The organism is Nitrospira calida, from assembly GCF_976986435.1.
The window spans coordinates 2,238,722-2,254,014 of sequence record NZ_OZ335950.1 but is presented as its reverse complement, the minus strand read 5'-3'; the positions used below and the strand labels follow the sequence as shown (position 1 = coordinate 2,254,014).

The window sequence follows — 15,293 nt, the reverse complement described above, 5'->3', positions numbered from 1 at the left end:
GGAGGAAAGGGAAAAACCTCATGCCGAAGATTTTGGTAGCGGACGACAGCATCGCGGTGCGAAAGGTGGCCGAGCGCCTTCTGACCGAGGCCGGGCTCGGAGTCATGCTCGCCGCTAACGGGGAGGAGGCTATGGCCGTCTTGTCGAAAGAACGGCCTGATCTCATCGTTTCCGATGTGATCATGCCGGATAAGAGCGGGTATGAAGTCTGCGCGTTCGTCCGCTCACAGTCGGCGTTGTCTCATATCCCTGTTCTCTTGATTTCGGGCATCGTCAATGACGAGGTGACGAGACAGGCGGAAACGTGCAAGGCGGACGGAGTGCTCAAGAAGCCCTTTCAAGGCACGTCGCTGAAAGACCGAGTTCTGGACTTGCTTTCCAAACGTCCGCCGCTGGATACCGTAGCGATTCCCGTCGCGGAGGCGGGTGTCCGCAACAACGGCACGACCGCAGCGCCTTCCAGCAGGCCGACGGAACTGCGCAAGGTTCCCGACATTGATCAGGCGCAATTGGGCGCCTTGCGGCAAGCCGCTGCTCGCCTTGGAGAAGCGGAGGCGGCCCTGCGGGCCGAACGCGAGCGAACAACGCAACTCGTCCAGCGAATCGCGGAATTGGAGCGAGAGTCGGCGAGAGTGAAGGATCTCGAATCGCAGCTCGCTGCGGAGCAGGAACGCTCCGCACTCTTGGAGAAGCGGGCGACGGATGCGGAGCGAGTCGCGGGACGCGTGCAGGAGCTCGAAGCCACCCTGGGTGCGGAGCGGGATGCGGCTGCGCAGTTGGTTCAGCAACTCAACGAGCTCGAGGTAATCGCCAGGCGGGCCGTTGAGCTCGAAGCCTCGCTGGCAACCGAACAGCGACATGCGGCTGAACTGTCGCAACGATTGACCGAAGCGCAACATCAGATCCAACGGATGGGTGAGCTCGAGGCGGCGCTGGTGGCCGAACGAGAACAGGTTGCGCAACTCAGCTGCCGGGTCGCTGAGACGGAGCCGGCCATCGTGCGCGTGAAGGAACTCGAAGCCAGATTGGAGACGGAACAGGAACGCGTTGAGCAGGCGACGAAGCGGGCAATTGAAGCGGAATTGGCGGCCCAGCAGGCGACCAAACGACTTGAGGATATGGCCAGGAAGTTGGCCGAAATCGCGGGATTGGCTTCAAAACTGGGTAATGGAACGAACACACCCTAGGCTAGAGGCTCCTTCCGTTTCCCTCGCGAGCCGGGCGGCAAAAGCCTCTATCGATGTGGTCGATGGCACCTGAGGCAGGCGACGACGAGTTTCAAAGGGAGTTGCTCGAGCTGTTTGCGCAGGAAGGGCGGGAATGGCTTGATCAGGCGGATGCCGCCTTGAGTGACCTGGAAGGCCGCCCTCCGGCCGACCGCCATGCGAAGCTCGTCGAGGCGATCGCACGGGCACTGACGAATCTCGGAGGCTCCGCCGCTACGGTGAATCTGCCCGACATCGAACAATCCGCGTTTGCCCTCTTACCGATTCTCGACCAATTCCGCAACCCCGATGCCGTCATTCAGCCGGATAGTTTCACGTCGTTCCGCCATGATCTTCGAAGAATCGCGGAGGCCATTGCTGAGCGCGCTGCCGTTTCTTCGATGCCGATCCAAGCCGGCGCCGTGGAGGATCACGATGACATCGCCCGTCGACCGACGACTTTACTGCGCGCGCTCAAAGAGCTGCAGGCGGCCCGTGCTCAGGCGTCGGAGCCGAACAGAAATCTGACTGAGATTGTGATCCGCAAGCTTGAGCGTGATCTGCAACAGGGATTGGATCGGCTTGATGTGTCGTCGCTCCGAACCTTGTTGCAAGAACTGCATGGAATGGACGAATATTTCCTGGAGACCCTGCGTTGCCGTATGCCGGCGATTGCGCGAACGGTAGCCCGCTTGAACGAAACCGTTCCCAGCGGTGCCCTGCCGGATCAAGAGTTGAACGAGACGATTCGCCAAGTTCAAGATTTGCGTGAAGCCGCTCGAACCGCCAACGCCGCCCCCGTCGTGACATTTCTGACCGGATTGCATAGTTTTTTGACCGTCGTAGCGCGACGCAGGGTCGTACTTGCCGCACAAAGAATCGAAGCGGTGGCATCCCGCCTGCCCGAGGTCCTGTCCATGGCTCAACAATGGGTCGCCGTCGGACAAAGTGAACGAGCGGCGATCGACAAGATTTTTCCTGCGTGAGCCTTCGGCCTCCATTCTCTCGACGGCGCGTTGGTTTCCTATCCACCTCAACTTTCGCAAGTTCTTGACTAATGGCCGGATTCGGACTAAGTGTTAACCGGAGAATTGCTGCACGAACGCAACGTGCGCGGATGCAACATGCACTACGAAGATTATTGGGGGTTGCAGGAAGCGCCCTTCGAAAACGTACCGGATCCCCGCTATTATTTTCCTTCGGTCAAGCATGAGTCGGCCCGGCAACGGCTCCGATATGGGATTCAGGGTCGCAAAGGAGCGGTTATGCTGACCGGAGAGATCGGGTGTGGAAAGACGTTGCTCAGCCGTGAGCTGATTGTGAGCCTTCCCAGGTCCCAATACGACATTGCTCTGGTCACGAATCCTGCGTTGCAGGCGGGGGACTTTCTTTCCGAGGTGCTCTATCAATTTGGGATTGAGCCTGCCGGAAGCAAAGCGGAGCAAGTACGCCGCTTAAACGCGAAGCTGTTGACCAATCACGAACAGGGGCTTGAGACCGTACTGATCGTCGATGAAGCGCAGGCCATTGAAGATGACCATGTGTTTGAGGATCTCAGGCTACTGCTCAACTTCCAACTGAACTATCGCTTCCTGCTGACGCTGGTCCTGATGGGACAACCGGAACTGAAGGCGCGGGCCGAACGAAACCCGCAGCTCAATCAACGGATCAGCGTCCGATATCACCTTGCGCCCTTCAACGCCGAAGAGACCCGCGACTATATTGTCACCCGCATGATGACAGCCGGTTGTCGACACGAGGTCTTTACCAAGGATGCGATCTGCCGGATCTACGAACACACCCGCGGTGTGTGTCGGCTGATCAATTCGTTGTGCGATTTCTGCCTCTTGCTGGGAGCGATAGACAAGACCGAACGCATCGACGCCGGGCTGGTTGACCAGGCCTGTCAGATGGTGTGATCGATCAGGGACCCAAGGCATTCTGGATGATGGATAAGCGCGGTCAGAAGGCGAACGAGCGGTTCGGTTCTGGTCTTCCCGGCGGCATGCGATCCGATCGACAAGGCGGTCCCGCTCAATCCGATCCTCCGCTGGACGACAACTGGTACGGGCGTGCCGAACAAGAGCTTTCGCGGATCGCCGATGTAGTTCGTCAGGAACAGAGCTTCAGTCTGGATGAACTGTCACTCATCGCGAGGGGCATGGTGTCGTCCCTCCGGGCAAGTGATCGGCTTGTTGTGCAGGCGCTTTCCAGTCCGGCCGGAGATCCTCTCATTACGAACCTTGTCAACGTCGGGATCCTGGCGACCAAGGTCGGGATGGGGTTGGCCTATTATGGGGAGGAACTGGAACGACTCGCCTTGGCCGGTCTTACGCACGATATCGGAATTTTTGCAGTACCCCCGTCAATAGTGACCAAATCTGGACGGCTGACGCAGGAGGAACGGGCGCTGATTGAGCGTCATCCGGAACTGGGATTCCGCCTGGTGAAGAAGATCGGCCGAGAGTACGACTGGCTGGCGCAAATTGTTCTACAGGCTCATGAACGCCTGGCAGGCCAGGGGTATCCCAACAAACTGAAGGGACGGCAGATCAGCGAAATGGCACAGATCATCGGCGTCGTGGACGTGTTTGACGCTCTGATCAGCCCGCGGCCCTATCGACGGCGGCTGCTGCCGCATGAAGCAATTCGGGAACTCCTGGTAACGGAGAGGACCGCTTTTCCAAGAGAAATCGTGAAAGCGCTCGTCGAGCAATTGTCGGTCTATCCGCTCGGAACCGTCGTCCGGCTGAATACCGGTGAAACAGGAGTGGTCGTCCGGACCAACCCGCGGTATCCCATGCGGCCGATTGTACGGGTTGGTGAAAAACAAGAAGCGGGGGATTCCGCTTATTCCGACGAGATTGACTTGAGCGCGGTGCCGTTGGTTTCCATTGTGGCAGCGCTCGATCCTCCGGCTGTCGACCGGATCGCTTTTGCATCCGGGTCTTCTGCTCCATTGCCGTCTTCTCAGAAAGCGTCGTTGGCGTCCGAGCAGTTCTCCGTTCTCCTAGAAAGCCTCGATGCTATTGCTTCTGCCATCCAAACGGTCGTAGCAACGAAAGGCAGGAACAGTGCCGAGGCCAAGGCGCCGTCGGTCCAAACCGCTCCCACGATTCCCCTGGCGCCGGAAAGGGACACCTCCGATGAGCGGTTCCACAAAGAGGTCTTGGGGCTCTTCGCCTTGGAGGCGCGGGAATGGCTCTCACAAATCCAGGGCGCCTTGAGGAAACTGCAAGGTGAGCCCTCGTTTCATTTGCGCGCCAAGTTGGCGGACGTGATTCGCCATGGCATCACCAATCTGGGCAAGTCTGCCGCCACCGTGCAGTTATCTGACATCGAGCATATGGCGTTCAGTCTATTGCCCCTCCTTCAATCGGTCGGAGGCCGGGAAATGGTCGCGACAAGCGAGCAATTGGCTTCCTTGCAGGAAGGGATCGACCGTATTACCGCCGCGGTCCGGGATTTGACGGCGGGTCACGATGTCGCTGCGCACGTTGCGCCGCCAGACTCTCAAATCCCTGTGGGAACCGACATGAACCTCAGCGGGCCGGTCTCTCCAGAAATGGGGGAGCAAGAACCGTCGCAACCCGATGCTGAATTACAGCGGCCGAGAGGTTCTGCTCCGATCCTGGATGTCCTGCGCGACTGGCGTGATGCGAGACCGCGATCCATCGGACTCACGCGGGACGTGTTGGATACGGTCATCCGATTGGCTGAACAAGAGATGGAAGATGCAACCGGGACGGTCGATGCTCGGACCATTGAACGAATCTTGCGGAAACTTGAGGGAATGGATGAACAGTTTTTCGCGGAGGTCCAGAAACGTGTCCCGTTGATCATACGCGCGGTGTCTGCTTTGCGGGCAAGATGTGCGGAGACGGCGATTTCCAGCGAGAGTCTTGAACCGATCGTTGCGGAGGTGGAGTGTCTTTATGAAGCGGCCAGGAAGGTCAATGCCTCCGCCATTATGCTTTTTTTGCAAGGACTGGGAACCTTTTTGACAGTGGCGGCCCATCGGAAGGTGACGCTAGCCCTGCAACGGCTCGAAGCCGTTGAAGCCCGGCTTCACGCGCTGATTCCCATGGCCCAGCAATGGGTCGATGTCGGACGCATCGAGCGAGCGTCGATCGGTGAAATCCTTCCAGCCTGATTCCCCACCGATGAAATAGGTCGTCCAGCCTCCAATTCCCGTAACGATTTACCTGAGCGACTCGCCGAGTCCGTTGAAATCTCGATGGATCCGTCGCCCAAAATGTGGGCAGTTCGCGCACAACATCGACCAGACGGCGGAAGCTCTCTCCATCCACACCCTTGGCCACCACCAGTCCACAAAAGGTGTGGATTGGCGACCTGTTGCCGATACCGGAATGAGCGGAAGCCCCGTCATGTGCCAAGCGCAAGGGACCCGCGCTATAATTCGGCGCCGCCGCGCGCTGGGAAAGGCGCTGCACTGGGCGGCGTGCAGCTGGGGTGCTGTCGACGACGATGCCGAAGTTAGTGACCATCAAGCGATTGGAAGGGAGCGTCGAGAAAGCCAGAGATTATGTTAAGACGCATATTCTCTTTCCGTCCGGCCTTCTGGGGTTGATCTTCATGGTCGCCGGAACCGCGGCCTTGGGTTACCAGTTGCTTGCGATGGAGAGCTATAGTTGGGCGACGTTCGTGCAAAGCACGGGGTTGCTGGTATTGGGAGCTGTGTTGGGTTGGGGGCAAACGAAATATCATCAATACCTCTTGCGCGAGCATCCGGATGTGTTTGCGTCTCGAATGAAGACTTTCCTGCGAGCTCCTCGCGGCCGCGCGAAAAGAGAGCCGGCCCTGTCGCCGCTCATTCATCGGGGGCGCGAATTCGTTCCGTTGGCTTACCTGGCCGGGATGCTCGTCTTGCTCGCGGCTTCGACCGTGAGTGCCATGCTCGGAGATGTGTACTACCTGGCGGCGTATCTCATGCCTTGGGCGGGATTTTTCTGGGCCAAGCTGTTCTTTTGGCGGGGTGTGATCCGATAGAGGGCAGGCGACGGTGCCCACCGCTCAGGGGCGCCGTTGGTTCTTTTTCGTCCGCGCTCTCGCTTCCAGAAGTCGAATCCGTTCCTCCAGTTCGCGCACTTTCTGGCGTAACTCGGGCAATCGGGGGATAATGGCCTGAGCCTTGATGAAGGTCTCGTGCGGCATAGCCGGGGCTCCGGACACGATCTGATTCGGTTCCAGGTTGCGCGTGACTCCGGCACGGGCCGCGATCATGACGTGGTCGCCGATGCGGATGTGGTCGGCCAATCCGGCCTGCCCGCCGACCATCACGTGACGTCCCAGCGACGTGCTACCAGCGATGCCGACTTGGGCCACCAGGATGGTATCTTCCCCTATTGTTACGTTATGGGCGATCTGGACGAGGTTGTCAACCTTGGTCCCTCGCTTAATCACGGTCTGGCCGAACGTAGCCCGGTCCACGGTGACGTTGGCGCCAAGTTCGACATCGTCCTCAATGATCACCCCGCCCAGTTGCGGGATCTTATGATGGCGACCTTGATGCTGCACATAGCCGAACCCGTCGCTTCCGATCACCGTCCCGCTGTGGATAATCACGCGGGCTCCGATGGCGCAGCGTTCTCGGACGACGACATTGGGGTAAAGCACGGAGTCGTCACCGATGGTTGAATCCTCGCCGACGAACACGCCTGGAAAGAGCGTCACCCGGGCGCCGATCCGCACGCGATCGCCCAACGTTACGAATGGCCAAATGGAGACATCGGGTCCGATCAGCACGTCGGCTCCTCGAACAAGATTGCTTGCGATGCCGCGCGGCCTGTACGGCTCGGTAAAAAACTGCTGCGCGACGCAAGCAAAGCTGTACGAAGGGTTGGCTACGACAAGTTGGGGGGCAGTCAATTGCGCGATTTTGCGTCCAACGATGAACGCCCCGGCTTTCGATGCCAGGGCCGCCTTCACGAAGCGGTCGGAGGCCACAAAGGTCAAGTCCTGCGGTCCGGCCTCCTCAAGACTGGAAATGCCGGAGACCGTCGCGTCGTCTGGGCCGAACAGCTCTCCGCGGACGAGGTCGCGGATGCGCGAGAGCGGAATAGGCGAACTAGACGACGGGGCCGGCATGGAGGTTATTTCCTGGTGCGGCTGCGCTTGACCGAAGCCTTGACCGCCTGCTTCGCCGAGGCCGCCGGCTTCAACCGGCGTTCCACGTAGCCGATGACATCCCCTACGGTGGCTAACCCTTGCAGGTCTTGATCAGGAATTTGTAGATCAAACGCCTCCTCAATCTTGAACAGCAGCTCGATCGTGGCCATGGAATCCAACCCCAGGTCGTCGCGGAGACTGTAGTCCATGCCGATCGATCGTTTGTCCCGTTTCAGATATTCGGCTAGTGCTGTCAAAATGCGATCGGCGATCGCCGAATCAGCTGTCATGGTCACTCCGATTGCTCGTGCGCATTGCGCGTGCCGGCGTTGAACGGCCAACGCCGTCTCCTGAATTCAGCGGGAAAGTTTCTTCAACACGACGGCCGCGTTGTTGCTGCCGAAACCGAAGGCGTTCATGAGAGCCACGCGAATCGGCCGTTCTTGAACCGATTTGGAAATGCCGGGAAGGGCGCAGGCCGGGTCCGGGTCGTCATAGTTGACGGTCGGATGGATCTGCCCGGTTTCAATCGCAAGGGCTGAAACGATCGTGCCGATGGCTCCGGCGGCGCCCAGGGTGTGGCCGATCAGCGATTTGGTCGCGTTAATGAGGAGCCGGTTCGCCCGGGACTTGAACACATCTTTGATGGCTTTGATCTCCACTGCGTCGCCGATCGGTGTCGCCGTCGCGTGCGCATTGACGTAGTCCACCTGGGACGGCGCGATTCCCGCGTCTTTCAACGCCAACCGGATCGTCGCCGCGACTTCCGTTCCATCCTCCCGGGGGATCACCATGTGATAGGCTTCGCTGGTCGCAGCGTAACCGGCCACCTCGGCGTACATACGTGCCTTACGCCGCCTGGCGTGGCTCAGCGATTCCAGGACCAACGCGCCTGCGCCTTCGCCCATCACGAACCCATCCCGATTTCGGTCGAAGGGGCGGGATGCGCTGGCCGGCCGGTCGTTGAAGCGCGTGGAGAGCGCGCGCAAAGAACAGAAGCCGGCGAAAACTAGGGGGGTGATACTGGCGTCGGCGCCCACGGCGATCACCACGTCGGCTTGGCCGTTCCGGATGCAATTCAACGCTTGACCGACGGCGTGCGCACTCGAGGAGCAGGCAGTGGAGATCGTGAGGTTCGGTCCCTTGGCGCCGAATTGCATGGCCACGATGCCGGAAGCCGAATTCAAGGTGATGACGGGGATGAAATTGGGGTGGACGCGATGGGGCTTCCGTTGCTGGTAGAGCTGGGTGATCTCGCGCTCGCCCATCACCATGCCGCCCATCCCAGCTCCGACGATGACACCGACGCGGTGCGGGCGTTCCATCTCCAACCGCAGTCCGGAGTCCGCCACCGCCTCTTTCGCAGCCACCAACGCGAATTGCGCGTACCGATCCACGCGTTCGGCTTGGGCGGGAGCGAGGAATTGCGCCGGATCGAAATGGAGCACCCGGCCTGCCACCCGCGAGCGGTATCCTTCGATGGGAAACGGATCGAACGACTCGATGGCGGACACGCCCGAGCGGCCCTCCAGCGCGGACTTCCAAAACTGCCCGATGCCGATTCCGATCGGGGACACGACGCCGAGGCCTGTAATCACAACACGTTGAGCCATACGTTCTGATCACCTTTTACCGGAAGGGCGAGGAGCAGTCAACTTCCCTTTGCCGGATCGATCGAAGGAAATGAAACAGCTCCAACCTCATCGACGGAGTGGTTCAGTAGCGGACTCTCAGCAGCAAGTAAAGACCGAAAGAAAGGAAAACCAGGTTGGTGATCCAACCGGCCATGATGGGAGCCAGCACGCCGCTTCGGCCCAGGGCGATCGCGATGGAGTGTGTGGACCAATAGAAGAAGCCGATCACCAGCGCCTGTCCGATCCCGATCGCCATGCTGCCGCCGCGGCTACCGCTGCGGCGCAGGCTCAAGGCCAGCCCGACAATCACCATGATGACGGTTACAAAAGGGAAGGCGAGACGGCCGTGGTAATCGGTGAGAAACCGCGCGAAACTGTATCCGTCCTTGCTCAACCGATCGATATACGCGCGGAGGTCCCGAAAGGTCATCATGTCGGATTCAACCGAGAGCCACGTGCTGAAATCTTCCGGAATCTGCGAAAGCCCGATAGGCTCGCGCTCGAACTCCGTCGTCCGGATCGTTCCGTCTGGGAGGATTGTCCGGTGACTGCCGCTGTACAGGATCCATCCGCTGGATGTGTAGCGGGCTTCCCTGGCTTCGGTAATCTCTGCCACTTGAAAGCTGGGGCTGAGGTGGTACAGCCGGAGTCCTCGAAGGACTGCTCCACCCGGTTCGACCAGCTCGAAATTCATCAACGTCCGAGTACCGATTCTGACCCACGGTTGGGGTGCCTTCAGCGACATGGACGGCGATTTCTTTTCGATGTTGACGGTTTTTACATATTCGGCCCGTGCGTTCGCCAGCGGGATGACGGTGGCACTGAAGGCCAGTAGGACAAGTCCGACAAGCACGGCGAAAAAAAGAAAGGGTGAAGCGACCCGGAAGAGGCTGATCCCTGCGCTGCGCATCGCGGTAATCTCGTGGTTGCGCGACAGGATGCCTAAGGTCAGGAGTGTCGCCATCAGAACGGCTAGCGGAGCAATCTGGAATGAAATGCCGGGAGTTCTGAGTACAAAAAATGCTGCAATATAGACGGCTTCTGCATCATATCGAAGAAAGCGCCGCAACTTTTCAAAAAAATCAACGACTAGGTAGATCGTCATTAGTCCGGCGAAACACATGGCGAAGATTTTGGCATATTCGCGGAGCAGATATCGAAACAGAATGCCCATTTCGCTACCGCCGGTTCATCCGATAGAACGCCGCCGCGGTCACGACGAGAAACACGCCGTTCGGCAGCCAGGCGCCTGCGAACGGAGGAAGCACGAGGGTCGTGACCAGAAACTCGCACAGGATGTTCAGCACATAGTAGACGATAATGACCATAACGCCGACGGCGAAGCCGCCGATTCGTCCCGATCGTTTGGAGACGATGCCAATCGGAATTCCCAGGATACAAAACACGAGCGACGCGGTCGGAAAGGCCAAGTCCTTGTAATATTCGGTCAGGCGGCGCAGGGCGCCGGGGTCGGTCCAGTTCGATTGCTCCAATTGCGCCAGCGTCGATTCCAGCGAGGGACGGTCTTCAGCCGGCACATAGAAATGAGCGAGGCTGAGCTTCAAGTCGTAAGTGGAGAAGGACACTTGTCGATACTCGTCGCGCGAGTCTGGACTGCTATGGATGACTCCGTCCAACAGCCGAAGCGCAACCTGGTTCGTGCGCCTGTCTGTCAAGACCACATACTCGCGGGCGACAATAATGCGCGGCTCGTCCGGGTTCCGAGAGTCGGCGACGAAAATGCCCGATCGGGCTCCATCGGCATCTTTCTCCGGGACGAAGATCATCATGCCCGGAAGTGGCTCGTTAAATACGCCTCGATCTAGAGCCAAGATCAATTGGTCTCGGAGTAGATTGAGCGCCACCTTCTTCAGATTGACGCTGGTCCAGGGCTGCCCCCACTGGGCAAGGGTGAGGGTCAGCCCGCAGACTAGGACCGCGAACAAGAACACTGATCTGGAAAGCCGCAACAGGCTCAGACCTGCAGCCCGCATGGCGATCAGTTCCTTGTCGTAGGAAAGTCGTCCGAACGCCGTAATCGACGCGATGATACCCGCGATGGGCAGCGTGAGGACCAGGAACGAGGGCAACAAGTGAGCGAAAACCTTGAGCACCGCGAAAAAGCCGACCCCTTTGGACACAAGTAGTTCCACCAGCCGCAGCAGCTCCCGTGTTAGCATAACGAAACAGAGGGTGCCCAGGCTGGTGAAAAACGGCGGGACGAGTTCCAGGAAGATATAGCGATCCAGGATGGTGCGTAACAACACGGAACTGACGCTCCCGTACGCGGCGTGCAAGAAAATCCCAACAAGAATAAGGGACTGCGCAGACATTGTAAACACGTCGATGCCGACGGGCCCTGTTCCTGTACGGAGTTTTCTGCAGAAACGGCCAAAGAACTGCTTGACAAGTCCGGGAGTGCTATGTTACATGCCAGCCCGAATTTTGCCCTGGGCAAATGTCTCACATCACCGGAACAACCCCCCGTACGAAGTTTGTTGCTCAGCTCGGTCATTTTTGTCCCATGACGTTTCTGTTCGCACGCGTTTATCCGCGCCGCTCGTGGGCTCAGCGACTCGACGTCGGGAAGCGGTAGTCGGGAAGCTGTAGAGGAAAGGAGGGTTCTGTGAAAACGAAAGGGACGGTTAAGTGGTTCAACGATCGAAAGGGGTTTGGCTTTATTCGGTTGGAAAGCGGGGAAGATGTGTTTGTGCACTATTCTGCCCTTCAAGGTGAGGGCTTTAAGACTCTCAAGGAAGGTGAAAACGTCGAGTTCGACATTGTGCAGGGAGCTAAAGGGCCTCAGGCGGCCAATGTGATGAAAACCTGACCTTTTCTTTCTGGTTCTTGCCCATTCTCATCGGAGAGGAGACCCCGCTCACCTGGGTGGGGTCTTTCCCGTTGGCACCGCGAGTTGAGGAAAGGGGGATGCGTGTACCCCTGGCGTTCGACCATCCTTAGCCCGTTTTCTTGACAAAACCCCTTGAAACTGCTAGCGTTTGCGTATCGTGGAGGTTCGTGTTGGCAGTCGATCGCAGTACGATCCTGCAAAATGCGCAGCTCTTTGCCTCGCGAGGCCAGTTTGAAGCCGCCATCGCTGAATGGAAGAAACTCACCGCGGAAGCCTCCACCGACGGCACCGTTTACAACGCAATCGGCGATCTCCATCTGAAACGCAATGCGCCGGGTGACGCGATTGTGGCCTACCTTCAGGCGGCCGCAGCATTTCGTGCCGAAGGCGCGACGCTCAAGGCGATCGCCGCCTACAAGAAAGTCCTCAAAGTCGATCCCTCGCGGTACGAGGTGTACCGTCATCTCGGCGATCTGAATGCGGAGCGAGGGCTGCTGAGCAGCGCGGTCGCCGATTACTTGGCGCTCGGCAAGCACTATCTCAAGGAACGTAAGACCAAGGAGGCGCTGGAGATTTACAAGAAAATCGTCAGTCAGGATCCATCCAACCTTGATGCCCAGCAGCGTGTCGCCGAGTTGTGCCTCCAGGAAAATCTTCAGGAAGAAGCCGTTAACGTGTACCTGCAACTCGGACGAGAACGGTCGGCGCAGCGGCGTTATGACGAAGCCCGGGACGCCTATCTAGCCGTGCTTCGGATCGATCCCCACAACAATGAGGCGGCTCAGTACGTTCAGAATTATACCAGGGTTGCGGATGAAGGCGCGCGCGAGGCCCGGCCGAGCCCGACCCACCCGGTGTCGCCTGCGAAGAGCGCGGAACCGGCGAGTCTGTTGGCCGAGGCGACCAGACGTATGGAGGAAGGACAGTACGCGGGCGCCGAAGCGATCCTCACGCAACTGCTGACCCGCGAGCCGGGGAATCCGCAGGTTTGTCAGTTGCTCGCCCGGCTTCATCTCCAACGAGGGGATCTGCAAGTCGCGCTCAATGAATACCGGTTTCTGGCCGGGGCGGCCATGCGGGCGCACGATTTCGTTTTGGCCGAATCCCTCATCAACGAATATCTACAGGTTGAGCCGACGTGCGTCGCGCTCCTCGAGATGCTGGGCTCTCTGTGCGAGCAAAGAGGCGACACCGCCGCCGCGGCCATCCATTACGGCAAAGCCATCGAGGTTCTGTTAGAACATCCGGAACCCGGTCTACCGATGTTGTCGGCCGAACTTTACGCCAAGGTCAAGCTCTTGGCGCCAGCCAGCCCAGTGATTCAGAAATTCGCGCATGTTTTCGAACCCGAGACCGTTCCTTTACAACCACGGCAGGCTGAAGAACGCGCAGACGAAGCCGATAAGGCTTCGTCTCAGCCGGATTCCAAGATGTCCGATCAGGGCAGATCTCTATCCTTTTCACTGAACGACGCCGTCGCAGGTGAGCGTATTGTTACGGAGGAGACTCGCGGCGAAGTCGTGGATTCGGACGCGGGGAGCGGCGGCTTTGCTCTCCGGGGGGCGGAGCCGGACGACGTGTGGACCACCACATCCAAAGTCAATCTGAAGCAAGACCGACACTTTCCATCCGCTCCTGCTATGCCCGACACTCAGCCGGCGGTTCAAGCGGTGCAAGAGAAGGGAATGTTACGTTCCAAGAATCGCGATGCCGAGGACCGGCTGGATTTACTTGATCGGGTCCGGACGTTGATTCTCAATCGACGGTACGTAGCGGCAGAAACGATTCTTTCCCAGTTGCTGGCCGAGCAGCCCGATGATTGGGAAGCGCTCCGACTGATCGGGCGGCTGCTCGAAGAGAAGGGGGATGGTGCGGCTGCCGCGCTCCAGTATGCCAAAGCGCTGGATATTCTGCTTCAGCGTCCCGACGGGGATACGGAATTGTTGACAACCGAGTTGTATCACAAAGTGAAAGCGCTGGCTCCGGCCAGTCCTGTGGTGGCCAAACTGGCGTCTCGATTCGAACCGATCATGCGGGATGAAACTCCTGCGCCGCCTCCGGATGTTTCCGTTGCGGTGGATGTGCAACGCGCTGCCGGTGAGCCGCCCACGTCAGCCGAGCGGCCGCAGGACATGCGCATCGAGGAAGAAGAGTATGAGATCCGATATACACTCGGCGTTGCGTACAAAAATATGGGCCTATTGGAGGAAGCGATCGAGGAGTTCCGGTTATCCATGCAGGGCTCGAAATGGTTCATGGACGCCTCGCTCATGCTGGCGCGCTGTCTGGGTGAACAAGGACAGCACAAGGCGGCCGTCGCGCATTTGGAACAAACCTTGGCCGATCCCCGCTGCGTCGGCGATAAGACGCCAGCCGTCCGGTATGAATTGGGACTTCTGTACGAAGCCGAGGGGCTGTTTGAGAGCGCGCTCAGGGTCTATGAAACGATTCCCCAGTTCCAGGACGTGCCGCAGCGGATCCAGTGGATCCGCGAGCGGGATCGCGACGATGAGTCGAACGCCGATACGTTGGCACCGGCGAAGCCAGAGAATCGGGGTGGACGCGGCCAACCGGTCCACGCCGCATCGGCGCCTCCTCAGCAGGAGCGGAAGAAACGGCGGATTTCTTATCTCTAGCATGCACGTCCCCCTATGAGCCTCCTCGAGTTCTTTCACCTGAAAGAAAGTCCCTTCTCTACCACCGTCGACAGTCGATTCTTCTACAAGACGCAGCAGCATGCCGAAGCGCTGGTCCGGCTGAAGCACGCCGCCGAACATATGAAAGGTCTGGCGGTCCTGGTCGGTGACATCGGAACGGGCAAGACGACCCTGGCGACACGGTTGCTGGAAGATCTGGAAACGGAAGAGTATGAGGCGGCTCTGTTGGTCGTCATCCATGCGGCGGTGACGTCGGAGTGGATGCTCCGAAAGATGGCGTTGCAGCTCGAAATTCCCTCCCCGGCCGACACCAAGATTGAATTGTTGACGCAACTCTCCCGGCGGCTGCAGGAGATCTTCGAGTCCGGCAAGAAAGCGGTGGTGCTCATCGACGAGGCGCAGATGTTACGCAGTCGCGACCTGATGGAAGATTTTCGCGGGCTGCTCAATATCGAGCTGGACGGTCGGAAGGCGGTGACCTTCATCCTTTTCGGACTGCCAGAACTGGATATGGTCCTGGCATTGGATCCGCCACTTCATCAGCGCGTTGCCATGCGCTACCAATTAACGCCCCTGGATGCCGCCGGTACAGAAGCCTATGTCAACCATCGGCTACAGGTCGCCGGCGCGAAAAACGCCCTTTTCAAGCCCGCTACATTCCCGTTGATCGCCCGATATTCGCAGGGCATTCCGCGGCTGATCAACACCATCTGCGACAACGCCCTCCTGGAAGGCTACCTGCGTAAGCAGGATCGCATCGAACCCGACCTGATCAACGAAGTGGCGCGGGACCTCGTACTCGCAAAGTAACGGCCCG

Annotated in this window: 13 protein-coding genes; 8 read left to right on the top strand and 5 right to left on the bottom strand. The window is 59.0% G+C overall.

Annotated features, from left to right (window positions below; all coding sequences use genetic code 11):
* The first annotated feature begins 20 nt into the window (after positions 1 to 20).
* The 5 genes from ACWHTU_RS11010 (at position 21) to ACWHTU_RS10990 (ending at position 6,215) form a co-directional block, all read left to right on the top strand.
* Complete coding sequence (locus tag ACWHTU_RS11010; RefSeq protein ID WP_447859405.1) at positions 21 to 1,187, top strand: response regulator; 1,167 nt, start codon at positions 21 to 23, stop codon at positions 1,185 to 1,187.
* Positions 1,188 to 1,249: 62 nt separating this feature from the next.
* A complete protein-coding gene (locus ACWHTU_RS11005; protein ID WP_447859404.1) occupies positions 1,250 to 2,191 on the top strand; it encodes an Hpt domain-containing protein in 942 nt (313 codons plus the stop codon).
* A 138-nt stretch (positions 2,192 to 2,329) separates the two neighbouring features.
* Positions 2,330 to 3,124: an ExeA family protein gene (locus ACWHTU_RS11000; RefSeq protein ID WP_447859403.1), complete on the top strand. Its 795-nt coding sequence runs from the start codon at positions 2,330 to 2,332 to the stop codon at positions 3,122 to 3,124.
* 26 nt (positions 3,125 to 3,150) lie between these two features.
* Positions 3,151 to 5,358 (top strand): HD domain-containing phosphohydrolase, encoded by a 2,208-nt coding sequence (locus ACWHTU_RS10995; protein WP_447859402.1) that lies wholly within the window; start codon positions 3,151 to 3,153, stop codon positions 5,356 to 5,358.
* A gap of 335 nt (positions 5,359 to 5,693) precedes the next feature.
* Positions 5,694 to 6,215: a hypothetical protein gene (locus tag ACWHTU_RS10990; RefSeq protein WP_447859401.1), complete on the top strand. Its 522-nt coding sequence runs from the start codon at positions 5,694 to 5,696 to the stop codon at positions 6,213 to 6,215.
* Between the two features lie 24 nt (positions 6,216 to 6,239).
* On the opposite strand, the gene lpxD is transcribed toward ACWHTU_RS10990, so the two are convergent.
* The 5 genes from lpxD to lptF all read right to left on the bottom strand — a co-directional run bounded on the left by lpxD (position 6,240) and on the right by lptF (position 11,301).
* Positions 6,240 to 7,313: a UDP-3-O-(3-hydroxymyristoyl)glucosamine N-acyltransferase gene (gene lpxD / locus ACWHTU_RS10985; RefSeq protein ID WP_447859400.1), complete on the bottom strand. Its 1,074-nt coding sequence runs from the start codon at positions 7,311 to 7,313 to the stop codon at positions 6,240 to 6,242.
* A 5-nt stretch (positions 7,314 to 7,318) separates the two neighbouring features.
* Positions 7,319 to 7,624 (bottom strand): acyl carrier protein, encoded by a 306-nt coding sequence (locus ACWHTU_RS10980; RefSeq protein ID WP_447859399.1) that lies wholly within the window; start codon positions 7,622 to 7,624, stop codon positions 7,319 to 7,321.
* Between the two features lie 66 nt (positions 7,625 to 7,690).
* Positions 7,691 to 8,947, bottom strand: a complete 1,257-nt coding sequence (fabF, locus tag ACWHTU_RS10975; RefSeq protein WP_447859398.1) for a beta-ketoacyl-ACP synthase II — start codon at positions 8,945 to 8,947, stop codon at positions 7,691 to 7,693.
* A 103-nt stretch (positions 8,948 to 9,050) separates the two neighbouring features.
* Positions 9,051 to 10,142, bottom strand: a complete 1,092-nt coding sequence (lptG, locus tag ACWHTU_RS10970) for an LPS export ABC transporter permease LptG (RefSeq protein WP_447859397.1) — start codon at positions 10,140 to 10,142, stop codon at positions 9,051 to 9,053.
* A gap of 4 nt (positions 10,143 to 10,146) precedes the next feature.
* Positions 10,147 to 11,301, bottom strand: coding sequence for an LPS export ABC transporter permease LptF (lptF, locus tag ACWHTU_RS10965; protein ID WP_447859396.1), 1,155 nt, complete (start codon positions 11,299 to 11,301; stop codon positions 10,147 to 10,149).
* Between the two features lie 293 nt (positions 11,302 to 11,594).
* Between lptF and ACWHTU_RS10960 the strand changes: the two genes are divergently transcribed.
* The 3 genes from ACWHTU_RS10960 to ACWHTU_RS10950 all read left to right on the top strand — a co-directional run bounded on the left by ACWHTU_RS10960 (position 11,595) and on the right by ACWHTU_RS10950 (position 15,286).
* Complete coding sequence (locus ACWHTU_RS10960; RefSeq protein ID WP_447859395.1) at positions 11,595 to 11,798, top strand: cold shock domain-containing protein; 204 nt, start codon at positions 11,595 to 11,597, stop codon at positions 11,796 to 11,798.
* A gap of 188 nt (positions 11,799 to 11,986) precedes the next feature.
* A complete protein-coding gene (locus ACWHTU_RS10955) occupies positions 11,987 to 14,455 on the top strand; it encodes a tetratricopeptide repeat protein (RefSeq protein WP_447859394.1) in 2,469 nt (822 codons plus the stop codon).
* A gap of 15 nt (positions 14,456 to 14,470) precedes the next feature.
* A complete protein-coding gene (locus tag ACWHTU_RS10950) occupies positions 14,471 to 15,286 on the top strand; it encodes an ExeA family protein (RefSeq protein ID WP_447859393.1) in 816 nt (271 codons plus the stop codon).
* Positions 15,287 to 15,293: the final 7 nt, after the last annotated feature.